At 67.9% G+C, this 22,874-nt stretch carries 18 protein-coding genes and 1 pseudogene; 2 read left to right on the top strand and 17 right to left on the bottom strand.

Features of this window, described 5'->3' with window-relative positions; genetic code table 11:
* Window positions 1-35 precede the first annotated feature (35 nt).
* Window positions 36-617 (top strand): DUF4124 domain-containing protein, encoded by a 582-nt coding sequence (locus NSQ78_RS03495; RefSeq protein WP_053505683.1) that lies wholly within the window; start codon window positions 36-38, stop codon window positions 615-617.
* 104 nt (window positions 618-721) lie between these two features.
* On the opposite strand, the gene NSQ78_RS03490 is transcribed toward NSQ78_RS03495, so the two are convergent.
* The 3 genes from NSQ78_RS03490 to NSQ78_RS03480 form a co-directional block, all read right to left on the bottom strand.
* The gene (locus NSQ78_RS03490) at window positions 722-1,675 is read right to left on the bottom strand and encodes a Nudix family hydrolase (protein ID WP_064237670.1); all 954 of its coding nucleotides are present in this window, start codon (window positions 1,673-1,675) and stop codon (window positions 722-724) included.
* A 102-nt stretch (window positions 1,676-1,777) separates the two neighbouring features.
* Entirely contained in the window at window positions 1,778-4,510 is a 2,733-nt protein-coding gene (secA, locus tag NSQ78_RS03485) for a preprotein translocase subunit SecA (RefSeq protein ID WP_064237669.1), read from the bottom strand.
* 267 nt (window positions 4,511-4,777) lie between these two features.
* A complete protein-coding gene (locus NSQ78_RS03480; protein ID WP_053462174.1) occupies window positions 4,778-5,734 on the bottom strand; it encodes a M23 family metallopeptidase in 957 nt (318 codons plus the stop codon).
* 12 nt (window positions 5,735-5,746) lie between these two features.
* Between NSQ78_RS03480 and NSQ78_RS03475 the strand changes: the two genes are divergently transcribed.
* A complete protein-coding gene (locus NSQ78_RS03475; RefSeq protein ID WP_032956682.1) occupies window positions 5,747-6,196 on the top strand; it encodes a DUF721 domain-containing protein in 450 nt (149 codons plus the stop codon).
* Between the two features lie 281 nt (window positions 6,197-6,477).
* Here NSQ78_RS03475 and lpxC read toward each other — a convergent pair whose 3' ends face one another.
* The 14 genes and pseudogenes from lpxC to rsmH all read right to left on the bottom strand — a co-directional run bounded on the left by lpxC (window position 6,478) and on the right by rsmH (window position 22,872).
* Window positions 6,478-7,389 carry a UDP-3-O-acyl-N-acetylglucosamine deacetylase gene (lpxC, locus tag NSQ78_RS03470; RefSeq protein ID WP_049468216.1) on the bottom strand — a complete coding sequence of 304 codons (912 nt, stop codon included), beginning with the start codon at window positions 7,387-7,389 and terminating at the stop codon, window positions 6,478-6,480.
* 205 nt (window positions 7,390-7,594) lie between these two features.
* Entirely contained in the window at window positions 7,595-8,836 is a 1,242-nt protein-coding gene (ftsZ, locus tag NSQ78_RS03465) for a cell division protein FtsZ (protein WP_049468218.1), read from the bottom strand.
* Between the two features lie 169 nt (window positions 8,837-9,005).
* A complete protein-coding gene (ftsA, locus tag NSQ78_RS03460) occupies window positions 9,006-10,241 on the bottom strand; it encodes a cell division protein FtsA (RefSeq protein ID WP_005408083.1) in 1,236 nt (411 codons plus the stop codon).
* A 71-nt stretch (window positions 10,242-10,312) separates the two neighbouring features.
* Window positions 10,313-10,987: pseudogene (locus NSQ78_RS03455) on the bottom strand (cell division protein FtsQ/DivIB); the annotation flags it as partial.
* A complete protein-coding gene (locus NSQ78_RS03450) occupies window positions 10,984-11,946 on the bottom strand; it encodes a D-alanine--D-alanine ligase (RefSeq protein WP_064237668.1) in 963 nt (320 codons plus the stop codon). The gene NSQ78_RS03450 and the pseudogene NSQ78_RS03455, both read right to left, overlap by 4 nt.
* A complete protein-coding gene (gene murC / locus NSQ78_RS03445; RefSeq protein WP_049468223.1) occupies window positions 11,943-13,379 on the bottom strand; it encodes a UDP-N-acetylmuramate--L-alanine ligase in 1,437 nt (478 codons plus the stop codon). The genes NSQ78_RS03450 and murC overlap by 4 nt, the downstream gene beginning before the upstream one ends.
* A gap of 40 nt (window positions 13,380-13,419) precedes the next feature.
* Window positions 13,420-14,508, bottom strand: coding sequence for an undecaprenyldiphospho-muramoylpentapeptide beta-N-acetylglucosaminyltransferase (gene murG / locus NSQ78_RS03440; protein WP_064237667.1), 1,089 nt, complete (start codon window positions 14,506-14,508; stop codon window positions 13,420-13,422).
* Window positions 14,505-15,830: a putative lipid II flippase FtsW gene (gene ftsW / locus NSQ78_RS03435; protein WP_064237666.1), complete on the bottom strand. Its 1,326-nt coding sequence runs from the start codon at window positions 15,828-15,830 to the stop codon at window positions 14,505-14,507. Before ftsW ends, murG begins: the two co-directional genes overlap by 4 nt.
* A 1-nt stretch (window position 15,831) precedes the next feature.
* Window positions 15,832-16,917 (bottom strand): phospho-N-acetylmuramoyl-pentapeptide-transferase, encoded by a 1,086-nt coding sequence (mraY, locus tag NSQ78_RS03430; protein ID WP_033834434.1) that lies wholly within the window; start codon window positions 16,915-16,917, stop codon window positions 15,832-15,834.
* The gene (murF, locus tag NSQ78_RS03425; RefSeq protein ID WP_064237665.1) at window positions 16,907-18,301 is read right to left on the bottom strand and encodes a UDP-N-acetylmuramoyl-tripeptide--D-alanyl-D-alanine ligase; all 1,395 of its coding nucleotides are present in this window, start codon (window positions 18,299-18,301) and stop codon (window positions 16,907-16,909) included. Before murF ends, mraY begins: the two co-directional genes overlap by 11 nt.
* Window positions 18,298-19,806, bottom strand: a complete 1,509-nt coding sequence (locus tag NSQ78_RS03420) for a UDP-N-acetylmuramoyl-L-alanyl-D-glutamate--2,6-diaminopimelate ligase (protein WP_053505689.1) — start codon at window positions 19,804-19,806, stop codon at window positions 18,298-18,300. Before NSQ78_RS03420 ends, murF begins: the two co-directional genes overlap by 4 nt.
* Window positions 19,803-21,647, bottom strand: a complete 1,845-nt coding sequence (locus NSQ78_RS03415) for a penicillin-binding transpeptidase domain-containing protein (RefSeq protein WP_049406060.1) — start codon at window positions 21,645-21,647, stop codon at window positions 19,803-19,805. Before NSQ78_RS03415 ends, NSQ78_RS03420 begins: the two co-directional genes overlap by 4 nt.
* Window positions 21,644-21,907, bottom strand: a complete 264-nt coding sequence (gene ftsL / locus NSQ78_RS03410) for a cell division protein FtsL (RefSeq protein ID WP_005415286.1) — start codon at window positions 21,905-21,907, stop codon at window positions 21,644-21,646. The genes NSQ78_RS03415 and ftsL overlap by 4 nt, the downstream gene beginning before the upstream one ends.
* Complete coding sequence (rsmH, locus tag NSQ78_RS03405; RefSeq protein ID WP_049468237.1) at window positions 21,904-22,872, bottom strand: 16S rRNA (cytosine(1402)-N(4))-methyltransferase RsmH; 969 nt, start codon at window positions 22,870-22,872, stop codon at window positions 21,904-21,906. Before rsmH ends, ftsL begins: the two co-directional genes overlap by 4 nt.
* Between the last annotated feature and the right edge of the window lie 2 nt (window positions 22,873-22,874).

The following is a 22,874-nucleotide window of genomic DNA, read 5'->3' as shown; positions in this document are numbered from 1 at the left end:
CGCCATCTGGCCACGATCGGCGCTACCCTGCGGCGATGAACCGGCTTTCCTTCCTGTTGCTGCTGTCGTTGTGCTCGGCATCGAGCGTTGTCCATGCGCAGTCCACGCGCTTGAACCGCTGCACCGATGCGCAGGGCCAGAGCGTGTATACCGACCGGCCCTGCGACAGCGTCGGCGCCCGATCACGATTGCCACCGCCCGCGCCCGCCGGCAACACCCCGCCGCGCGACACCCTGGGTGCGCGCTGCCCGCGGCGGCTCAGCGAACTGGTGGAGGCGCTGCGTACCGGCATCGTCAGCAACGATGTGAACCGGCTGTCCTCACTGTACCTGTGGGGCGCGGTTTCCGATGCGGGCGCACAGCGCATCCTCGGCCAGTTGGAATCGTTGGCGCGGCGGCCGCTGGTGGACGTGGTGCCGGTGTATCCGTCACAGGGGCTGGTGGCCTCGCAGGAGGACGGTCAGAGCGCTGCGGCGCAGGAATCCGACCCCGAGCCGCCTGCGGCGCGCCATCCGATCGGCCTGCGCTTGGAACAGACGCTGCCCGGCAGCGTGTCGCGCGCGTCGACCGTGCTGGGGTTGCGGCGGCAATACGGGTGTTTCTGGATCACGTTGTGATCGGAAGGGGCCGGATCCTTTCCAGCGGAAAGGGCTCTGACCCCGGATCTCGGCCATGGGGTCAGAGGCCTGCTGCGCAGGGATCTGACCCCGCGTGCGCGGCGTTACGTTGGCCACAGCCCGCGGATGGCGGCGATCCCCTGCCCACCATGGCGGCGGGCTTCGGTGATGTGTCCCGCGGCCATGCCGCCCAGGGCGTAGATCGGCAGCGACACCTGCGCACGCAGTGCGGCGAAGGCCTCCCAGCCCAGCGGCACTGCCCCGGGGTGGCTGGCCGTGGCCTGCACCGGGCCGAGCACTGCGAAGTCGCAGCCCAGCCGCTGCGCCGCCTGCAACTGGTCCAGGTCATGGCAGGACGCGGCGACCAGCTGCCCCTCCGGCAAGGGCCGTTCCTGCAGGTCATGCAGCTGCTCGCTGCCCAGGTGCACCCCCACGCCCAGTGAGCGTGCCAGCGCGATATCGCGGTTGAGCAGCCACTGCACGCCGCGACGATGCGCGCGCACGGCCTGTTCGATCATCGCCTGCCGTTGCGGGTGTTCCGGCGGCAGTCGCAGCTGGATGCGCTGCTGGCCCGCCGCGACCGCGCGCTGCAGGCAGTCATGCCAGTGCTGCACGCCGCTGGCATCGTCGGCCGGGGCCGGGGTGATCAGGTAGCGGTCCGGTTGGCGCAAGGCGGCCACCACCGGCAGGTCGGCCGGCGGCATCGAGTAGCGGCCCAGCTTGTCCTGCGCCACCCAGGTGATCGCCTGGCCCTCGCGGCCACGCGGGGTGCCCTTCCAGCTGCGCACATGGCGCACTTCCAGGGTCAGGTGCTTGTCGGGGTAGCGCTGCGGCACGTCCATCAGCCACGGCCCGACATCGGCCTCGATGCCCAGCTCCTCGCGCAGTTCACGCACCAGCGCCTGTTCGGAGGTCTCGCCGGATTCGCGCTTGCCGCCGGGGAATTCCCACAGGCCGGCCATGTCGCGGTTCTCGGTACGGCGGTTGAGCAGCACGCGGCCGCGGGCGTCGGTGATGACGGCAGCGACAACGTGGATCGATCGGGTGGGGGAAACCATGGGGGCAGCATGCCCAGAACAGGGCGACCAGCGCAATCACGAATCCGCGCCGGATTGCCCGCGCCAAAACAGAAGGCCCCGCTTGCGCGGGGCCTTCCGGGGTCAGCTCAGCTGGCCGTGGCAGTGCTTGTACTTCTTGCCACTGCCGCACGGGCACGGATCATTGCGGCCGATCTTCGGCTCGTCGCGCTGCAGCGTGGCCACGCCCTGCTGGGCGGCTTCCACCTGCGCGGCTTCCTCGTCGGCGCTGTAACCGCCCGCATCCTGGTGCTGGAACTGCGACTGGCTCAGGCGGGCCTGCGCCTGCTGGCGCTCGGCCGCTTCCAGCGCCTGCACTTCCTCGTCGCTGCGGATGCGCACGCGGGCCAGCAGGGTCACCACTTCGCGCTTGACGTTCTCCAGCATGTCCGAGAACAGCTCGAAGGCTTCCTTCTTGTATTCCTGCTTCGGCTGCTTCTGCGCGTAACCTCGCAGGTAGATGCCCTGGCGCAGGTAATCCATGCGTGCCAGGTGTTCCTTCCAGCTCTGGTCCAGCACGGTCAGCATCACGTGCTTCTCCAGCGCGCGCATGGTCTCTTCGCCCAGGCCGGCTTCCTTCTCGGCGAAGTGCTGGTTGACGCGCTCCTGGACCTTGGCGGCGATGGCCTCCGCGTCCAGTTCCTCGTGCGCCTTGACCATGTCGGTCAGCGACATCTGCAGGCCGAAGTCCGACTCCAGGGTCGCTTCCAGGCCACGCAGGTCCCACTGCTCGTCGATCGAGTTCGGCGGCACGAAGCGCGCCACGGTGTCGAAGATCACGTCGTCGCGGATGCCGTCGACGTTAGCCTTCACCGACTCGGCGTCCAGCAGCTCGTCGCGCTGGGCGTAGATCACCTTGCGCTGGTCGTTGTTGACGTCGTCGAAGTCCAGCAGGTTCTTGCGGATGTCGAAGTTGTGGGCCTCGACCTTGCGCTGCGCCTTTTCGATCTGGCGGCTGACCAGGCGGTCCTCGATGACGTCGTCTTCCTTCATGCCCATCATGCGCATGGCCTTCTGCACCCAGTCGGAAGCGAAGATGCGCATCAGGTTGTCTTCCAGCGACAGGTAGAAGCGGGACGAACCCGGGTCACCCTGGCGGCCCGAACGGCCGCGCAGCTGGTTGTCGATACGACGCGATTCGTGGCGCTCGGTACCGACGATGTGCAGGCCGCCGGCCGCCTTCACTGCCTCGTGGCGCTTCTGCCATTCGGCCTTGACCGCCGCCTTCTGCTCGTCGGTCGCGTCCTCGCCCAGGGCGTGGATCTCGGCTTCCAGCGAACCGCCCAGCACGATGTCGGTACCGCGGCCGGCCATGTTGGTGGCGATGGTCACCGCGCCCGGACGACCAGCGTTGGCGACGATGGTCGCTTCGCGGTCGTGCTGCTTGGCATTGAGCACCTCGTGCTTCACGCCCGCCTTGCTCAGGTGCTCGGACAGCATTTCCGAGGTTTCGATCGAGGTGGTACCCACCAGCACCGGCTGGCCGCGCTTGGCGCACTCTTCGATGTCGGCCAGCACCGCATTGAACTTGCCCTTGCGGTTGAGGAACACCTGGTCCGGGCTGTCCTTGCGGATGGTCGGGCGGTTGGTCGGGATCACCACCACTTCCAGGCCGTAGATGCTCTGGAACTCGAATGCTTCGGTATCGGCCGTACCGGTCATGCCGGACAGCTTCTTGTACATGCGGAACAGGTTCTGGAAGGTGATGCTCGCCAGCGTCTGGTTCTCGCGCTGGACCGGCACGCCTTCCTTCGCTTCCACCGCCTGGTGCAGGCCATCGGACCAGCGGCGGCCGGCCAGGGTGCGGCCGGTGAACTCATCGACGATGACCACTTCGCCGTCGCGCACGATGTAGTCCACGTCACGCTGGTAGATCGCGTGCGCGCGCAGGGCGGCGTTGAGGTGGTGGACCACGGTCAGGTTCTGCGCCGCGTACAGGCCTTCGGTCTCGCCGTCGAGGATGCCGGCTTCCACCAGCAGCTGCTCGGCGTGCTCCATGCCCGCCTCGGACAGGTGCACCTGCTTGCCCTTCTCGTCGACCCAGAAATCACCCTCGCCGTCTTCCGCTTCCTGCTTGACCAGGTGCGGCACGACGCGGTTGACGCGGATGTACAGCTCCGGGGAATCATCGGCCGGGCCGGAGATGATCAGCGGGGTACGCGCCTCGTCGATCAGGATGGAGTCGACTTCGTCGACGATGGCGTAGTGCAGGCCGCGCTGGTAGCGATCGGCCTTGGACAGCGCCATGTTGTCGCGCAGGTAGTCGAAACCGAATTCGTTGTTGGTGCCGTAGGTGATGTCGGCTGCGTAGGCTTCGCGCTTGTCGCTGTGCGGCATGCCCGGGTACACCACGCCCACGCTCAGGCCCAGCCAGTTGTACAGCTTGCCCATCTGCGCGGCGTCGCGACGGGCCAGGTAGTCGTTCACGGTGACCACGTGCACGCCCTTGCCTTCCAGTGCATTGAGATACACCGGCAGGGTCGCCACCAGGGTCTTGCCTTCACCGGTGCGCATTTCTGCGATCTTGCCCAGGTGAAGCACCATGCCGCCGATCAGCTGCACGTCGTAATGGCGCATGCCCAGCACGCGGCGGCCGGCTTCGCGGCAGACCGCGAACGCTTCCGGCAGCACCTTGTCCAGGGCTTCACCGCCAGCGATGCGCTGCTTGAACTCCGGCGTCTTGGCCTGAAGCTGCTCGTCGGACAGCTTCTCGATCTCCGGCTCCAGCGCATTGATCTTGGCGACGATGCGGTTGAGCTGGCGCAGCTGTCGTTCGTTACGACTGCCAAATACGCGGGTAAGCAGGCTGTTGATCATTGAAGGAACCGGGTTGGATGGACACGACGCCCGGCCTCCCCCTGGGGATCCGTCCGCCGCAAACGAAACAGGGCGCCTGGCGCCCTGTCGATGGCAACACCCATTGTAGCTTGGGACGGGCGCGAGGGGTTTCAACCCTTTGGCGGCAATGACATCCGAACATTCCCGGTAGTGCCGGCCGCTGGCCGGGTACGCGATGCCGCCGCAGATCATGAGGTTGCCGGCCAGCGGCCGGCACTACCAGATCAACCGGATCCGACCCGGGCATCAGCCGCGGCTGATGCGGCCGACCGGCGTGTTGCCGCCGTCGCCGAGGAACTTGCGCGGGTTGACCACGTTGCCGTTCTCCCACACCTCGAAGTGCACGTGGGCACCGGTCGAACGGCCGGTGGAACCGGCCTTGGCCACTTCCTGGCCGGCACGGACCAGGTCACCGGCCTTCACCACCAGGCGCGAATTGTGCGCGTAGCGGGTGACGTAGCCGTTACCGTGGTCGACATCGACGACATTGCCGTAGCCGCCCTTCACACCGGCGAAGCTGACCACGCCCTCGGCCACGGCCATCACCGGATCACCGACCTTGGCGTGGAAGTCCATGCCCTTGTGGGTGGCGGCGCCGCGGCCGAACGGGTCGGCACGGGTGCCGAAACCGGAGGTCACGTAGCTGTTGCGGATCGGCATGCGCGAGGGCACGGCGTTCTGCTGCAGCTGGTGGTCGAACATCAGCGATTCCATCACCGACAACTGGCGGCCTGAAGCAGCGAAGCGCTGCTCCAGCACCTGTAAGTCGGCGTTGACGTCCTTGACCGGGATGTCGCTGGTCGGGCCGCCGGCGTCGCCATCACCGAGGCCGGGGGTCTCGTTGAAGTCGAACTCGCCATCTTCCAGCTTGCCCATCTGGGTCAGCCGTTCGCCAAGGGCGTTCAGGCGGGTGGCCTGCGCCTGCAGCTCGCCGAGACGGGCGGCCAGCGCGTTGACCTGGGTCTGCGCATCGCGCTTGACCTTGGCCAGCTCCGCATCCTGGCGCTCGACCTTGGCCTGCAGGCGCGAATCATTCAGCGCACTGGCGCCAATGCCGCCGGCAAGGCCGATAATGCAGCCTACCCCGAGCACGCTGCCCAGCAGGGCGCGGGGGCGGTCCTCGAAATAGAACCGCAAACGCGTGATCGGCGACGCCTTGGCCTGTCCTTCACGCGTTTTGATTACGATCTTTTTGAATGCCATCAGTGAGTTTTCATGTCTGAGCCGAAATCCAGCGTTCGCCCCGCGTCAGTGCCGAAACCGGCGCTGGATGCGGTAATGGCGGACAAAAGCGGGAACCCGCTGCGTCGGGCCTTGTGGCTCGACGCGCTGGACCGGCAGTTGCGCCCCCAGTTGCCGCCACCTCTGCGCAGCCGCTGCCGGCTGGCCAATGTGGACGGGGAACACCTCGTTTTTCTCGTCGAATCGCCGGTCTGGCATGCCAAGTTGCGGCTTGCCGAAGCCCAGTTGCTCGACGCGGCCCGTTCCATCGGGCTGAAGGCCACCAGGGTGACCATCAAGACTGCGTCCACCACTCCCTCACGCTCCCCAGCGATCGATAACCGGAATGGCCCCCACGCAGTTTCAGCCGCCACGCACAAAGGGCTACGCGACGCCTTGGCTTGCCTGCAGGACGTTCCCTCGAAGCCGAAGAAGCGGTCCTGATGGCAACGGAGCATCCGGCTCCGCTCCCCGTCGCGCGTGTCACCACGGCGTGAAACATTTCCGGGGCCGGGTCGCATCCTAGCGGCCATCCGGGGGCCTGTCGTTAGATTGGAGTTAAACTTTCGTTAAATTCAGGCTTCCGATCCAACAGGTTCACAAAACCGTGATCTCCAACCGGCCCTGACACGATCCAAGCGCACTGAATGCGTCGGCGACGCCGGAAACAACAACGCCGCCCGGAAAGGCGGCGTTTTTATCTTTAAATTCAATGATCTACGGAATCAGGCGTAGGCCGGGGTGGCGTATTCAACCGGATCCGGGGTGGCCGGCGAGTCGAAGGTGACCCATTCCCAGGCGCTGGCGTCGGCCATCAGGGCCCGCACCAGCTTGTTGTTGAGCGCATGGCCGGACTTGAAGCCCTCATAGGCGCCCAGCACCTGGCCACCGGCCAGGTAGAGGTCGCCGATTGCGTCAAGAATCTTGTGGCGCACGAATTCGTCCGCATAGCGCAGGCCGTCTTCGTTGAGCACGCGGAACTCGTCCAGCACGATGGCGTTGTCCATCGAACCGCCCAGGCCCAGGTTGCGCTCGCGCATGTATTCCAGGTCGCGCATGAAACCGAAGGTGCGCGCCCGGGAGATTTCCTTGGTGTAGGCCAGCGTCGAGAACTCGATTTCCTGGCGCGACTGCTTGGCCGGGATCATCGGGTGGTCGAACTGGATGGTGAAGCCCAGCTTGTAGCCCTCGTACGGGGTGAAGCGGGCGACCTTGTCGCCCTCGGTCACTTCCACGGTCTTGAGCACGCGGATGAAGCGCTTGGGCGCATCCTGTTCGACGATGCCTGCCGACTGCAGCAGGAACACGAACGGGCCGGCCGAACCGTCCATGATCGGCAGCTCGGCCGAGGACAGTTCGACGATGATGTTGTCCACACCCAGGCCGGCCAGCGCCGACATCAGGTGTTCGACGGTCTGGATCTTGGCGTCGTTGCAGGTCAGGCCGGTGCACAGGGTCACTTCGGTGACCAGTTCGGCCTTGGCCGGCACCTCCACCACCGGGTCCAGGTCCACGCGGCGGAACACGATGCCATGGTTGACCGGTGCCGGGCGCAGGGTCATGTAGACCTTGTCACCACTGTGCAGGCCAACGCCGGTGGCGCGGATCGTGTTCTTGAGGGTGCGTTGCTGGATCATGGGGGATGGACCGGAAGTGACACATTAGATTAACACGCGCACTCCCCTACCCTGGCTGAAACGCCAGTGGCAGCCACCGGCAGGACCCACCGGCACGCCGCTGGAAAGCGCGTGAAGCAGGGCGGCCGGGCCCATCCTGGCCCGGCGCCCGCGTTTTCAGGACATGGTGGCGCAACCCGGGGAGGACAACCCCGGGCCGCCCCGCTTAGTCCGCCTGGCGGCGCAGGAAGGCCGGGATGTCCAGGTAATCGTTCGGCAGTTCCGCCGCCGCCGGGGCCGATGCGGCAGGGGCCGACGGTGCGGACGCCGCCGCGGTGTCGCTGCTGGCACGACGCAGGCCCATGCCCATGCCCATCCCGCCGACGGCCTTGGACACGGCGTCGCCGCCGTTGTCGAAGTCGCCGAACTCCGGCTGGCCGGTCGTGGCATTGCGGACCAGCTTGATCGGTGCGCGCTCGCCCGGACGCTGGGTCTTGCTGGCCGAAACGCGGTTCAGGCCGGTGGCGACCACGGTCACGCGCACTTCGTCCTGCATGTCCGGATCGAGCACGGTGCCGACCACCACGGTGGCGTCTTCCGAAGCGAAGCCATCGATGGTGCGGCCGATCTCGTCGAACTCGGCCATGGTGAAGTCGGCGCCGGCGGTGATGTTGACCAGGATGCCGTTGGCACCGGCCAGGTTCACATCGTCCAGCAGCGGGTTCTGGATCGCGGCTTCGGCAGCGGCCTGGGCACGGTCATCGCCACGGGCGGTGCCGGTACCCATCATCGCCAGGCCCATTTCGGACATGACGGTGCGCACGTCGGCGAAGTCGACGTTGATCAGGCCCGGACGCACGATCAGGTCGGCGATGCCCTGCACGGCGCCCTGCAGCACGTCGTTGGCGGCACGGAAGGCCTGGATCATGGTCGCGTTGCGACCCAGCACGGTGATCAGCTTCTCGTTCGGGATGGTGATCAGCGAGTCGCAGTGCTGGCTCAGTTCCTCGATGCCCTTCAGCGCCACCTGCATGCGGCGACGGCCTTCGAACGGGAACGGCTTGGTGACCACGGCCACGGTCAGGATGCCCATTTCCTTGGCCAGCTGTGCCACCACCGGCGCAGCGCCGGTGCCGGTGCCGCCACCCATGCCGGCGGTGATGAACACCATGTCCGCGCCCTGCAGCGCATCCATGATGCGCTCACGGTCTTCCAGCGCGGCCTGGCGGCCGACTTCCGGGTTCGCGCCTGCGCCCAGGCCCTTGGTCACGTTGGTACCCAGCTGCAGCTGCAGCTTGGCACCGCAGTTCTTGATGGCCTGCGAGTCGGTGTTGGCGGTGATGAATTCCACGCCATCCACCGCCGAGTTGACCATGTGCGCCACGGCGTTGCCGCCGCCGCCGCCCACGCCAACCACCTTGATCACCGCATTGGGTGCCATCTTTTCGATCAGTTCAAAATGCGCCATGTCCGTGTCCTCGTTGTATCCGCTTGTCGGTGGCATGGACGGTCGGGCCTCCTGCCTTCGCGTGTCATGTTGCCGTTGCGGCTGTGTGGGTTGTGTAGTGCGTTGCTGCGTTGTGATGCGGGTACTGCGGGTGTTGCACCGGGGTGACCCGGGTGTTGCGGGTTCCGCGTCAGAACTCGCCGCGGAACCAGGTCTTGAGTTTCTTGAACATGCTTCCAGCGCGCCCGGTCGGCAGCGACGGCCGCCGCGGGTGCTCGATCTGGCTGCCCATCAGCAGCAGGCCCACGCCGGTGGCGTGCACCGGGTTGCCGACCACTTCGCCCAGGCCGGTGACGTGCTGCGGGATGCCCACGCGCACCGGCATCTGCAGCATTTCCTCGGCCAGTTCGACCACGCCTTCCATCTTCGACGCGCCTCCGGTCAGCACCATGCCGGCGCGCACCAGTTCCTCGAAGCCGGAGCGGCGCAGTTCGGCCTGCACCATCTCGAAGATCTCCTCGTAACGGCCCTGCACGGCCTGCGCCAGCGAGTGGCGCGGCATGCGGCGCGGCGGACGATCACCCACCGACGGCACCTGGATGCTCTCTTCGGCGGTGGCCAGCTGGGCCAGGGCGCAGGCATAGCGCACCTTGATCTGCTCGGCTTCCGGGGTCGGCGTGCGCAGCATGTGCGCGATGTCGTTGGTCACGTGGTCGCCGGCGATCGGCAGCGAGGCCGTGTGGCAGATCGCGCCCTGCACGAACACGGCGATGTCGGTGGTGCCGGCGCCCATGTCGACCAGCACCACGCCCAGCTCGCGCTCGTCGGCGGTCAGCACCGCCACGCTGGAGGCCAGCGAGGACAGCACCAGGTCATCCACCTGCAGGCCGCAGCGCTGCACGCACTTGCTGATGTTGGCCGCGGCCGACTGCGCGCACACCACCAGGTGCGCATGCACCTCCAGGCGTACGCCGGTCATGCCCACCGGATTGCGGATGCCCTCCTGCGAATCGTCCAGCACGTACTCGCGCGGGATCGCGTGCAGGATCTTCTGGTCGGCCGGGATCGCCACCGCCTTGGCCGCATCGAGCACGCGATCCAGGTCGCCCCAGGTCACTTCGCCGTCGCGGATCGGCACGATGCCCGGCGAGTTCTTGCACTGCACGTGGTTGCCGGAGATCGAGGCGTACACCGAACGGATCTCGCAGCCGGCCATCAGCTCGGCTTCTTCCACCGCACGCTGGATCGACTGCACGGTCGATTCGATATCCACCACCACGCCACGCTTCAGCCCGCGCGATTCGTGCGAGCCGATGCCGATCACTTCGATCGGGTTGCCCGGCGAATACTCGCCCACCAGCGCCACCACCTTGGAGGTGCCGATGTCCAGGCCAACGATCAGCGATTTGTCACCCTTGCGATTCATGTCCTTTCCTGCGTGCTTCTGGCCGGGGTCGCCGGCGTTTTCGCCGGCGTGGCCGGGGTACCCCAGCTCAGCGTGAAACCATTGGTGTAGCGGAGATCGGCGCGCTCGATCGGCGCGTCCTGACGGTTGAGCTGCGGCAGCACCTTGACGAAGCGCTGCATGCGCGAGCGGGCGTCGTCACGGCCGACCACCACTTCGGTGCCGTTGCTCAGCACCAGCGACCAGCTGCCGCGCGCATCCATCGTCACCCGGCGCACATCGACGCCGGCCGGTGCGAACAATGCACGTGCGTCGCTGTACAGCTTCATCACTTCTCCGGTCTGGCTGTCCGGGCCATCCAGTTCGGGCAACGCCAGGTCGGACAGCTTCTTCGGCGTGGGGAACAGCTTGCCCTGCTCGGACACCAGGCGGTCGGTGCCCCAGCGTGCGAACGGCTTGTGCTCGACCAGGGTCACTTCCAGCACGTCCGGCCACTGCTTGCGTACCTGGGCACTCTCCACCCAGGGCAGCTTTTCCAGGGCATCCTGCGCATCCTGCAGCTTGACCGCGAAGAACCCGGCGCGCGCATAGGGCAGCAGCACCTGCTGCAGCTGCTCGGCCGGTACCCGCTTGAACTCGCCATGCACGCGCAGCTTCGCCAGCGGCCAGCGCTCGGCGCCGACCCAGCCATTGACCACGGCCACCACCGGCAGTGCAACCACCGACAGCGCCAACAGCCAGACGAAGATGCGCAGCAGCGCGTTCATGCGTGCGCGGCCTCCAGGGTCTGTTCCAGCACGCGCCACACCAGTTCCTCGAAACCGATGCCGGCCTGGCGCGCCGCCTTGGGTACCAGCGAATGGCTGGTCATGCCCGGCGCGGCGTTCACTTCCAGCAGGAAGAAACGGCCGCTGGCACGGTCGCGCATCACGTCCACGCGGCCCCAGCCACGGCAGCCGGCGGCGCGGAACGCGGCCAGCGCGATGCGGCGGATCTCGTCCTCGGCATCGCCTTCCAGGCCCGGGCACAGGTACTGGGTGTCCTCGGCGATGTACTTGGCGTTGTAGTCGTACCACTGGCCCTTGGGCACGATGCGGATCGACGGCAGCGCGACGTCGCCCAGAATGGCCACGGTCAGTTCGTCGCCGACCACCATCTGTTCCATCAGCAGCTGGCCGTCGTAGCGCGCGGCCAGGGCCACGGCCTCATCCAGGCCCGCCTCGTCGGTGACCCGGCTGATGCCCACGCTGGAGCCTTCGTTGGCCGGCTTCACCACCACCGGCAGGCCCAGCTCGGCGGCCAGCGCATGCACGTTCGAGGCGTCGACCTTGCGGTACTGCGGGGTCGGCAGGCCCAGCGACAGCCACACCTGCTTGGTGCGGATCTTGTCCATGCTCAGCGCCGAGCCCAGCACGTCCGAGCCGGTATACGGCACGCCGAAGGCGTCCATCAGGCCCTGCACGATGCCGTCCTCACCGCCACCGTTGTGGCCGTGCAGGATGTTGAAGACGCGGTCGATGCCACCGGCGGCCAGCGCGCTGGCCAGCGCCGGGATGCCATCCACGGCAAACGCATCGACGCCGCGCGACTGCAGGGCTTCGAGCACGTTGCGGCCCGAGTCCAGCGACACCTCGCGTTCACTGGAGCTGCCGCCGAGCAGCACGGCGACGCGGCCGAACACGGCCGGGTCGGTCACGCGCAGCGGCGGGAAGGTCAGCGTGTTCACGCCTGGCCCTCCCCCTTGAAGCCTTCCACCGCGATGTGGGTAGCCACGGCACCGATGTCGCCGGCCCCCATCATCAGCAGCAGGTCACCGTCCTGCAGTACATCCGGCAGCACGCTGGCCAGCTCGGCGGCCTTGCCCACCACCACCGGCTCGCTGCGGCCGCGCGCGCGGATGGCGCGGGCCAACGCATGCGAGTCGGCACCGGCAATGGGTTCCTCACCGGCCGGATAGACCTCGCTCAGCACCAGCGCGTCGACGCTGGACAGCACCGCGGCGAACTTGTCGAACTGGTCGCGGGTACGGCTGTAGCGGTGCGGCTGGAAGGCCACCACCAGGCGCTTGTCGGTCCAGCCCCCGCGGGCGGCGGCGAATACGGCCTCCAGCTCGCTCGGGTGATGGCCGTAGTCGTCGATGATGCGCACCTTGGCACCGCTGGCGGTGGTCACTTCGCCCAGGTCGTTGAAGCGGCGGCCGACACCGGCGAAGCCTTCCAGCGCGCGCGCGATCGCGTCCGGGGCAACGCCGAGCTGCCAGCCCACCGCCGCGGCGGCCAGCGCGTTGAGCACGTTGTGCCTGCCCGGCAGCGCCAGCACCACTTCCTGGCTGGTGCCCTGCGGCAGGCGCAGCGTGAAGCGCATGCGCGAGCCTTCCTGCACCACGTTCTCGGCGCGCACGTCGGCCTGCGGGCTCATGCCGTAGCTCATCACGTGGCGCGGGGTCTTGGCAGCCAATGCCGCCACTTCCGGATCATCGATGCACAGCACCGCCAGGCCATAGAACGGCAGGCGCTGCAGGAACTCGGCGAACGCCGCCTGCACGCGGGCGAAATCGTTGCCGTAGTTCTCCAGATGATCCGCATCAATGTTGGTGATGATCGACATCAGCGGGTTCAGGCGCAGGAAGCTGCCATCGCTTTCGTCGGCCTCGGCCACCAGCCACTGGCCGCCACCCAGCTTGGCGTTGGCACCGGCGGCCAGCAGCTGGCCACCGATCACGAACGTCGGGTCCAGGCCACCTTCGCTCAGCACCGCAGCGGTCAGGCTGGTGGTGGTGGTCTTGCCATGGGTACCGGCCACGGCGATGCCGCGGCGGAAGCGCATCAGCTCGGCCAGCATCGCCGCGCGCGGCATGATCGGAATGCGCTGGCTGCGCGCTTCCATCAGCTCCGGGTTGTCCTCGCGGATGGCACTGGAGACCACCACGCAGTCGGTGCCCAGCACGTTGGCTGCCGAGTGGCCGCGCATGATGCGCGCACCCAGGCTGGCCAGGCGGCGGGTCGCCACGTTGTCAGCGTTGTCCGAGCCGGACACTTCGTAGCCCAGCGTCAGCATCACTTCGGCGATGCCACTCATGCCGGTGCCACCGATGCCGACGAAGTGCACGCGCGGGAACGCGCGCACCAGGTCGTTGGTGTCGTGCAGGCGACGGATCATGCGCGGCCTCGCGCAGGGCAGGCGCGGTGGCATGCCTTCTTCATACAGCTTCCTCGAGAATGATATCGGCGATGCGCTCGGCGGCATCGACCTTGGCCAGGGCACGCGCGGCTTGCGCCATCTGCATGCGGCGGGCGGGATTTTCGGACAGATCGCGCAGCAGTGCGGCGATGCCGTCGGCCAGCGTTCCGTCCTGCTTCAGCAACACCGCCGCGCCGCGCTCGACCAGGTACTCCGCGTTGCGGGTCTGGTGATCGTCGACGGCAGCGGGGAATGGCACCAGCACGCTGCCGACACCGACCGCGCACAGCTCGGCCAGGGTGGACGCGCCGGCGCGGCAGACGACCAGGTCAGCCCAGGCGAAGGCCTCGGCCATGTCGGCGATGAACGGGGTGATCTCAGCCTGCACGCCGGCCTTGGCATACGCCTCGACCGCTTCGGCATGCATCTTCTCGCCGCTCTGGTGGCGCACCTGCACCGGCACGTCGGCGCCCAGCGCGGCGATCGCCTGCGGCACGCCGGTGTTGAGCGCACGCGCGCCCTGGCTGCCCCCGACCACCAGCACGCGCAGCGGGCCGTGACGGTCGGCGAAGCGCTGCTCCGGCGGCGCAATGGCGGCGATTTCCGCACGCACCGGGTTGCCGACGAATTCTTCGCGCTGGGCGAAGGTGCCCGGGAAACCGGTCAGCAGGCGGCGCGCATAACGCGACAGGATGCGGTTGGTCAGGCCCGGCGCACGGTTCTGCTCATGCACGATCAGCGGCAGGCCATGCAGGCGCGTAGCCATGCCGCCGGGGCCGGAGGCGAAGCCACCGAAGGCGACCACCGCGCGCGGCTGGCGCTTGCGGATGATCAACCCGGCCGCGCGCAGTGCACGCATCAGCCGCCACGGTGCCGCCAGCAGGGCCAGCTTGCCCTTGCCGCGCAGGCCGGTGATGGCCAGCGTATCGATGGCAATGTCGTGCTGCGGCACCAGGCGCGTTTCCATCGCGCCTTCGGCCCCCATCCAGGTCACCGGCACGCCACGCCCGCGCAGCACGCGGGCCACGGCCAAGCCGGGGAAGATGTGGCCGCCGGTGCCACCGGCGAGGATCATCACCGGACGCGCGCTATCGGTGGCCGCGCTCATGACAGCCTCCCGAAGGTCGGTTCGATGCGCGACTGCAGTCGGCTGGTGCCGCGCGCGGCGTTCGCTGCAGCAGGCGCGGGAGCGACCGGCGCGGCGCTCAGCGGCACGCCGGTGACCATCGGTGCGGCCGGCGCGTCCACTGGCTCGGTCGGGGCGTCTTCGGCGCCACCGATGCGCACGGCCTGGCGGCGCTCGGCGCGCTTGAGTTCATACGACACGCGCAGCAGCAGGCCCATCGCCACGCAGGTCATCAGCACCGACGAACCGCCGGAGGAGATCAGCGGCAGGGTCAGGCCCTTGGTCGGCAGGATGCCCAGGTTCACGCCGATCGAGACGAAGGTCTGCATGCTGATCCACAGGCCGATGCCGAAGGCGATGTAGCCGGAGAAGTGGCGCTTCATTTCCACGCAGCGCATGCCCAGCCAGAAGGTGCGGCCGACCAGCAGCGCATACAGCGCCACGATCACGCAGGTGCCCAGGAAACCGAATTCCTCGGCGGTGACCGAGAAGATGAAGTCGGTGTGCGCTTCCGGCAGGTAGTACAGCTTCTGCACGGAATTGCCCAGGCCGACGCCGGTCCATTCGCCACGGCCCACCGCCATCAGTGCGTTGGACAGCTGGTAGCCGTCGCCCTGCTGGTCGGCCCACGGGTCCAGGAAGGAAGTGATGCGGCGCATGCGGTACGGCTCGATGATCGCCAGCGCGCTCATGCCGACCAGGCCGATGATCACCGGCATCGACATGCGCGGCATGTTGACCCCGCCCAGCACCAGCATGCCGGCGGTGATCGCCAGCAGCAGGGTCGAGGAACCGAAGTCCGGCTGCAGCAGCAGCAGCACCACCAGCGCGCCGGCCACGCCCAGCGGCTTGAGCATCGCCGGCCAGGTCGCATTGACCTCGTCGCGGAAGCGCACCAGGTAGCTGGACAGCCAGACGATGTAGAGCACCTTCACCGCCTCGACCGTCTGGAACTTGGAAATGCCCAGGTTGATCCATCGGCGTGCGCCGTTGACCGTGCTGCCCAGGCCCGGCGCGAACACCGCCAGCAGCAGCACGAAGCAGCCCAGCAGCAGCATCTGGTTGTACTGCTCGATCGACTTCAGCTCGGTGCGGGCGGCGATGACCGCCAGCACGATACCCACCGCCAGGAAGATCAGGTGGCGGTTGAGGTAATAGAACGGACTGCTCATCAGCGCGATCGAGCTGGAGGCCACCATCACCACGCCGACACCGGTGAGCGCGATGATCGCGCCCAGCAGCCACTTGTCGTAGCTGCCTTCGATGGCTTCAAGGCGTGTTGCCTGGCGGGACAGGTCGTTCATCTCAGCGCACCTTCAACGTGGCCAGGCCGATCAGCACGAGCACGACGGAGATGATCCAGAAGCGCACGATCACGCGCGGCTCCGGCCAGCCCTTCAGTTCGAAATGGTGGTGGATCGGCGCCATGCGGAACACGCGCTTGCCGGTCAGCTTGAACGATGCGACCTGGATCATCACCGACAGCGTCTCGATGACGAACACGCCGCCCATGATCACCAGCACCAGCTCCTGGCGGGTGATCACCGCGATCGTGCCCAGCACCGCACCCAGCGCCAGTGCACCGATGTCGCCCATGAACACCATGGCCGGATAGGTGTTGAACCACAGGAAGCCCAGGCCCGCGCCGGCGATCGCCGCGCAGATGATGACCAGCTCGCCTGCGCCCGGAATCTGCGGGATCTGCAGGTAGTTGGCGAACACCACGTTGCCCGAGGCGTAGGCGAACACGCCCAGTGCGCAGGCCACCAGCACGGTGGGCATGATCGCCAGGCCGTCCAGGCCGTCGGTCAGGTTCACCGCGTTGGAGAAACCGACGATCCAGAAGTAGGCGATGGCCACGAAGCCGATGCCGGCCAGCGGCAGCGCGACCGACTTGAACATCGGGATGTAGAACGTCAGCGCCGCCGGCACGTCAGCCGTATAGAACAGGAACAGGCCCGCGGCCAGGCCGAAGATCGACTGCAGCAGGTACTTCCAGCGCGACTTCAGGCCGTTCGGGTCACGGCGGACGATCTTGATCCAGTCGTCATACCAGCCGATGGCGCCAAAGCACAGCATCACCGCCAGCACCAGCCACACGTAGCGGTTGCGCAGGTCGGCCCACATCAGTACCGACAGGGTGACGGTGAGCAGGATCAGCGAACCGCCCATGGTCGGCGTGCCGGCCTTGGAGAAATGGGTCTGCGGACCGTCCTTGCGGATCGGCTGGCCGCCCTTGAACTGGGCAAGCTTGCGGATCATCGCCGGGCCGAGCCACAGCGACAGGAACAGGGCCGTCAGCGCGGCAAGGATGGCGCGGAACGTCTGGTAGTTGAACAGCCCGAACAGGCTCTCCAACTGCTGCAACCATCGAGCCAGTTCATACAACATGCGGGGATTCCTCTCCTTGCGCCAGCAGCGCTTTGACAATCGTGTCCATGGCGCTGCCACGGGACCCCTTGACCAGGCAGCGCACGCCGGCGTGCAGCTCGTCCTTCAGCGCCTGCGACAGCGCGTCATGGGTGGCGAAATGACGGCCACCGTCGCCGAAGCTGGCAGCGGCGGCGGCGCTGAGCGGACCCAGCGCATACAGGCGCTTGAGCCCGGCGGCGCGTGCGCGGAGGCCCGCCTGCGCATGCAGCGCTTCGGCATCCGGGCCCAGCTCGCGCATGTCGCCCAGCACCAGCCAGCCCTCTTCCGGCGCGGCGGCCAAGGCATCGATGGCCGCTGCCAGCGAACCGGGGTTGGCGTTGTAGCTGTCGTCCACCAGCACCGCGCCACTGCGCAGCTGATGGGCGATCTGGCGGCCCGGCACCGGCTGGGCCTCGGCCAGGCCTGCCGCGATGCGTGCCAGGTCGATGCCGGCGGCCAGCGCCAGGCTGGCGGCGGCCAGTGCATTGCTGACGTTGTGGCGGCCCGGCAGGCCCAGCACCACGCGGGCTTCGCCGGCCGGCGCGACCAGGGTGAACTGGCTGCCCTGCGCACCGGCGCGGATGTCGCGCGCGGTCACGTCTGCCGAATGCTCCAGGCCAAAGCGCAGCACGCGGCAGCGCGCCGGGGTGCCGACAAAATGCTGTTCGAACCAGCGGCCGTACGCATCGTCGGCATTGATCACCGCCACGCCATCGGCGGGCAGCGCGGCATAGATCGCGCCCTTGGTCACCGCCACGCCGAGCAGGCTGCCCATCCGCTCCAGGTGCGCCGGGGCGATGTTGTTGACCAGCGCGTAGCGCGGGCGGGCGATGTCGGTCAGGTAGGCGATGTCGCCCGGCTTGCCGGCACCCATCTCGTAGACGGCATAGTCGGCATCTTCCGGTGCATCGATCACCGCCAGCGGCAGGCCGATCTCGTTGTTGCGGTTGCCCGGATTGGCGTAGACCACCTTGTGCGCGTGCTGGGCCACCTGCTGCAGGATCGACAGCAGCAGGCTCTTCACGCTGGTCTTGCCGTTGCTGCCGGTGATCGCGAACACCTCGGTGCCACGGTCACGCTGCATGCCGGTGGCGATCCTGGCCAGTGCCAGTTCGCTGTCGGCCACCAGCACCTGCGGCAGTTCGATCGGCAGCAGGCGCTCGACCAGCAGCGCACTGGCACCGCGCGCCTGCGCGTCGGCCGCGAAGTCATGGCCGTCGAAACGCTCGCCGCGCAGCGCGACATACAGGCTGCCGGGGCCCAGGTTGCGGGTGTCATTGCTGACCGCATCGATGGCCACGTCGTCGCCGTGGATCTCGCCGCCGGCCCAGTGTGCGATCAGCGAAAGCAGGGTGCGCTTCATGCGGCGCCCTCCCCGGCCTGTGCCTCTAGAACACCGGCCTTGGCCGCCAGTGCGGCCGCGGCCACTTCGGTGTCGTCGAAGTCATGGCGCACGCCATTCACTTCCTGGTACGGCTCGTGGCCCTTGCCGGCGATCAGGATGATGTCGCCGGCACCGGCGCGCTTCACCGCCAGGCCGATCGCGCGCGCGCGGCTGCGCTGCACGGTCACGGCATCGGCGTTCTGGAAGCCGGCCAGGATGTCGGCCACGATCACGTCGCCGTCTTCGCCACGCGGGTTGTCGTCGGTGACGATGACCTGGTTGGCCAGGCGCTCGGCGATCGCCGCCATCTGCGGGCGCTTGCCGGTATCGCGCTCGCCACCGCAGCCGAACACGCAGAACAGCGCGCCGTGCAGGTGGCCCTGCAGGCTGTCCAGCGCCTGCTCCAGCGCGTCCGGGGTATGTGCGTAGTCGACCACCACGGTCGGCAGGCCGTTCTCGCCGCCAAGCCGGTTCATGCGGCCACGGATCGGCTGCAGCGCCGACAGCACTTCGGCGATACGCGGCAGCGGCTGCCCCTGCGCGTGCAGGGTACCGGCCACGGCCAGCAGGTTGTCCACGTTGAAGCGGCCCAGCAGCGGCGACTGCACCGCAGCGCGCTGGCCGTCGATGACCAGTTCGAAGGCGATGCCACGACCGTCAAGCTGCAGCGCCTCGGCGCGCACGCTGGCGTCCTCGGCACCACGCGAGCTCAGCCCGATCGGCTGCACGCTGGCCGGCAGGCCCGCGAACAGCTGGCGGCCGAAGGCATCGTCCAGATTGATCACCGCCGCCTTCAGGCCCGGGCGATGGAACAGCCGCGCCTTGGCCGCGCCGTAGCTGGCCATGTCGCCGTGGTAATCCAGATGGTCGCGGGTGAGGTTGGTGAACACCGCCACGTCGTAGTGCACGGCGTCCACGCGCCCCTGGTCGAGCGCATGCGAGCTGACTTCCATCGCCACCGCGCGCGCACCGGCGTCGCGCAGCTGGGCCAGCAACGCATGCATCTGCAGCACCAGCGGCGTGGTGAAGCCGGTCGGCTCGACGGCACCATAAAGTCCGGCGCCCAGCGTGCCGATACTGCCACTGGGCGTTCCGAGCAGGTGCCAGGCCTGGGCCAGCAGCTGCACGGTGGAGGTCTTGCCGTTGGTGCCGGTCACGCCGACCATCGCCATTGCCCGCGACGGTGCGCCATGGAACTGGTCGGCCATCGCGCCCATGCGCGCGCGCAGGCCCGGCACGGCGATCGCATCGGCCGGTGCCGGCAGATCGGCCGGTGCCGGCGGTTCGAACAGGATGGCACTGGCACCGGCAGCGCGCGCCTGCTCGACAAAGCCCAGGCCATGCGCGCCGAAACCGGCGATGGCGACGAAGGCGTTACCGGGGCGCACGGCACGGCTGTCCAGCACCAGGCCGGTCAGAACGGGATCATGACCCGCCAGGGCCACATCCGGAAGCAACTGCGAAAGCAACATCGAAGGACTCATTGCGTGCCTCCCGTAGCGGGCGGCGTCTGGGCTTGCGCGCTCGGCAGCGCAGCGTCGAATTCAGCGGCGGCATCGACCGGCAGCGCGGTCTCGGCCGGCGGCGCAGGCAGGATCGAAGCCGAATGGCCGACCTTGCCGGACTGCTGTGCGGCCAGCCACGACTGCAGGTCGTCCAGCGGCACGTCCATCAGGCGCAGGGTGCCTTCCATCACGTTGTGGTAGACCGGCGCCGAGACCAGGCCGCCGTAGAACTTGCCGGCCTGCGGGTCGTTGATGACGATGACGGTGGCAAAGCGCGGGTTGGTGGCGGGCACCACGCCGGCGAACAGCGCGTTGTAATGCCCGCGCTCGTAACCGCCGGGGCCGGCCTTGCGCGCGGTACCGGTCTTGCCGGCCACGCGGTAGCCCAGCACGGCCGCCTGCTTGGCACCGCCCTGGGTGACCACCGTTTCCATCATCGCCACCACCTGCCGGGCGACGTTCTCGTCGATGATCTGCTGGCCCTCGTTGCGCTGGCCCTTGACGAAGGTCGGCGCGATCAACCTGCCGCCGTTGGCCAGCGCCGAATACGCCGTAGCGATCTGCAGCGGCGTCACCGACAGGCCGTAGCCGTAGGACATGGTGGTCTTGGTGGTGCCCGACCAGCGCGCCGGGCGCATCACCACGCCGGCCGATTCCCCCGGGAAACCACTGTGCGGCGCCGATCCATAGCCGAAGCGGCGCACGCCGTCGTAGAAGGTCTGGTCCGGCATCTTCGCCGCAACCTTGGCCGCACCCACGTTCGAACTGCGGGTGATCACGCCGGTCACGTTGAGCACACCGTTGTTGCGCGGCACGTCGCGGATGGTGAAGCGGCCCAGGGTCATATAGCCCGGGTTGGTATCGATGATGGTGTCCTTGGTCACCGCCCCGGCCTGCAGCGCGGTGGCGATGGTCAGCGGCTTCATCGTCGAACCCGGCTCGACCAGGTCGGTCACCGCGCGGTTGCGGCGCGTATCGGGGATCGCGCCGGTCAGCGAGTTCGGGTTGTAGGTCGGCAGGTTGACCATGGCCAGGATCTCGCCGGTGGTCACGTCCATGATCACCATCGAACCGCCGGCCGCCTTGTTGGCCACCAGCGCGTTGCGCAGTTCCTTGAAGGCCAGGTACTGGATGCGACGGTCGATGCTGAGGGTCAGGTCCTTGCCCGGCTCGGCGGCGCGCAGCAGATCGCTTTCGACGGTCTCGCCCTTGCGGTTGCGGATCACCCGCTTCGCACCGGGCTTGCCGCGCAGCCATTCGTCGAACGCCAGTTCCAGGCCTTCCTGGCCGCGGTCGTCGATATTGGTGAAGCCCAGCACGTGCGCCATCGCCTCACCCTGCGGGTAGAAGCGGCGGAACTCGCGCTGCGCGGCCACGCCCGGGATCTTCAGCGCGACCACCTTCTCTGCCTCGTCCGGATTGATCCGGCGGCGCAGGTACATGAATTCCTTGTCCGACTTCTGCGACAGGCGGCTGCTCAGCTCATCCACCGACATGCCGACCGCCTGGGCCAGCTCCGGGATGCGCTCGGGCGAACGCAGCAGGTCCTGCGGGTTGACCCAGATCGAGGCGACCGGGGTGGACACCGCCAGCGGCTCGCCGTTGCGGTCGGTGATCATGCCGCGCGAGGTCTTGATCGGCAGCTCGCGCAGGTAGCGGGCCTCGCCCTGGCGCTGGTAGAAGTCGCTGTTGATGATCTGCACGTAGGCCGCGCGACCGACCAGCGACACCGAGCACAGGCCGAGCGCCAGCGCGACCCAGCGCAGGCGCTGGCGCAGGTTGAAGGCGTTGCGCGGGCGGTTGCGGCCGGTCTTGCTCATGGGCGCACCACCACGATGTCAGCCGCCTCGGGGAACTTCATGCCGAGCTTCTCTCGGGCAATGCGGTCCACGCGGTTGGCTTCGGCCAGGGTGGCCTGTTCCAGCTGCAGGCGGCCGAACTCAAGATTGATGTCATCGCGCTTGCGCTCGGCACGCGACAGCTCGATGAAGGTCTGCCGGTGGCGGTGGCGCACGAACACCACGCCGATCGCCGAGGCGACGGTGCAGGCCAGCAGGATGATCAGCAGCAGCCGGCTCATGCATCGGCCTCCCGCTTCTGTGCCACGCGCAGCACGGCGCTGCGGGCACGCGGGTTGGCGGCCAGCTCTTCGTCGGTGGCCTTGATGGCGCCGCCGATCAGGTCCAGCGTCGGCACGAACGCAACCGCCTCGGGCAGCCGGCGGTTGGCCGGCGGCGCCTTGGCCAGGCGGTTCATGTACTGCTTGACGATGCGGTCTTCCAGCGAGTGGAAGCTGATCACCGCCAGGCGGCCACCGGGCTTGAGCCGTTCCACCGCCGCATCGAGCCCGGCTTCCAGATCGGCCAGCTCGCGGTTGATATGGATGCGGATGGCCTGGAAGCTGCGCGTGGCCGGGTGGATCTTGTCCTTCCCACGCGGCATCACCGAGGCGATCAGCTCGGCCAGTTCGGCGGTGCGGGAGAACGGCTGCTTCTCGCGGCGGGCCACGATGGCGCGGGCGATGCGCCGGCTCTGCCGCTCTTCGCCATAGGTCCACAGCACATCAGCGATCTCGCGCTCTTCCACGCGGTTGATCCACTGCGCGGCGCTTTCACCGCTGTCCGGGTCCATGCGCATGTCCAGCGGGCCGTCCTTGCCGAAGCTGAAGCCACGTTCGGCCACGTCCAGCTGCGGCGACGACACCCCCAGGTCGAACAGCACGCCATCCAGGCCTTCGGCCGTCGCATCCCACTGCAGCAGCTGGGCGAAGCTGCCACGGAAGATGGACACGCGCGGGTCCGGCGCGAAATCGCGCTCGGCAACGGCGATGGCTTCCGGATCCTTGTCCATGACCAGCAGGCGCCCCTCGGGACCGAGCTGGGTGAGCACGCCACGTGCATGACCGCCACGACCGAACGTGCCATCCAGATAACGTCCGTTTTCGATCACCCTCAGGCCTTCAAGGACCTGGGTGTACAGGACCGGCAGGTGCACCGCCGGCGACTGCGACACCGGAAGGTGACCGGCCTGCGCTTCTGGGCGCATCC

It is taken from the genome of Stenotrophomonas sp. FSL W7-1447, from assembly GCF_037966425.1.
Lineage (GTDB): Bacteria > Pseudomonadota > Gammaproteobacteria > Xanthomonadales > Xanthomonadaceae > Stenotrophomonas > Stenotrophomonas pavanii.
Note: the sequence above shows the minus strand (reverse complement) of the source record. Positions and strands in the feature narration are given on the sequence as shown.

What these genes read in the sequence shown, in the direction of transcription:
- NSQ78_RS03495 (WP_053505683.1), top strand. Translation starts at nt 36, where the DNA reads ATGAACCGGCTTTCCTTCCTGTTGCTGCTGTCGTTGTGCTCGGCATCG.
- NSQ78_RS03490 (WP_064237670.1), bottom strand. Translation starts at nt 1,675, where the DNA reads ATGGTTTCCCCCACCCGATCGATCCACGTTGTCGCTGCCGTCATCACC.
- secA (WP_064237669.1), bottom strand. Translation starts at nt 4,510, where the DNA reads ATGATCAACAGCCTGCTTACCCGCGTATTTGGCAGTCGTAACGAACGA.
- NSQ78_RS03480 (WP_053462174.1), bottom strand. Translation starts at nt 5,734, where the DNA reads ATGGCATTCAAAAAGATCGTAATCAAAACGCGTGAAGGACAGGCCAAG.
- NSQ78_RS03475 (WP_032956682.1), top strand. Translation starts at nt 5,747, where the DNA reads ATGTCTGAGCCGAAATCCAGCGTTCGCCCCGCGTCAGTGCCGAAACCG.
- lpxC (WP_049468216.1), bottom strand. Translation starts at nt 7,389, where the DNA reads ATGATCCAGCAACGCACCCTCAAGAACACGATCCGCGCCACCGGCGTT.
- ftsZ (WP_049468218.1), bottom strand. Translation starts at nt 8,836, where the DNA reads ATGGCGCATTTTGAACTGATCGAAAAGATGGCACCCAATGCGGTGATC.
- ftsA (WP_005408083.1), bottom strand. Translation starts at nt 10,241, where the DNA reads ATGAATCGCAAGGGTGACAAATCGCTGATCGTTGGCCTGGACATCGGC.
- murC (WP_049468223.1), bottom strand. Translation starts at nt 13,379, where the DNA reads ATGATCCGTCGCCTGCACGACACCAACGACCTGGTGCGCGCGTTCCCG.
- murG (WP_064237667.1), bottom strand. Translation starts at nt 14,508, where the DNA reads ATGAGCGCGGCCACCGATAGCGCGCGTCCGGTGATGATCCTCGCCGGT.
- ftsW (WP_064237666.1), bottom strand. Translation starts at nt 15,830, where the DNA reads ATGAACGACCTGTCCCGCCAGGCAACACGCCTTGAAGCCATCGAAGGC.
- mraY (WP_033834434.1), bottom strand. Translation starts at nt 16,917, where the DNA reads ATGTTGTATGAACTGGCTCGATGGTTGCAGCAGTTGGAGAGCCTGTTC.
- murF (WP_064237665.1), bottom strand. Translation starts at nt 18,301, where the DNA reads ATGAAGCGCACCCTGCTTTCGCTGATCGCACACTGGGCCGGCGGCGAG.
- NSQ78_RS03420 (WP_053505689.1), bottom strand. Translation starts at nt 19,806, where the DNA reads ATGAGTCCTTCGATGTTGCTTTCGCAGTTGCTTCCGGATGTGGCCCTG.
- NSQ78_RS03415 (WP_049406060.1), bottom strand. Translation starts at nt 21,647, where the DNA reads ATGAGCAAGACCGGCCGCAACCGCCCGCGCAACGCCTTCAACCTGCGC.
- ftsL (WP_005415286.1), bottom strand. Translation starts at nt 21,907, where the DNA reads ATGAGCCGGCTGCTGCTGATCATCCTGCTGGCCTGCACCGTCGCCTCG.
- rsmH (WP_049468237.1), bottom strand. Translation starts at nt 22,872, where the DNA reads ATGCGCCCAGAAGCGCAGGCCGGTCACCTTCCGGTGTCGCAGTCGCCG.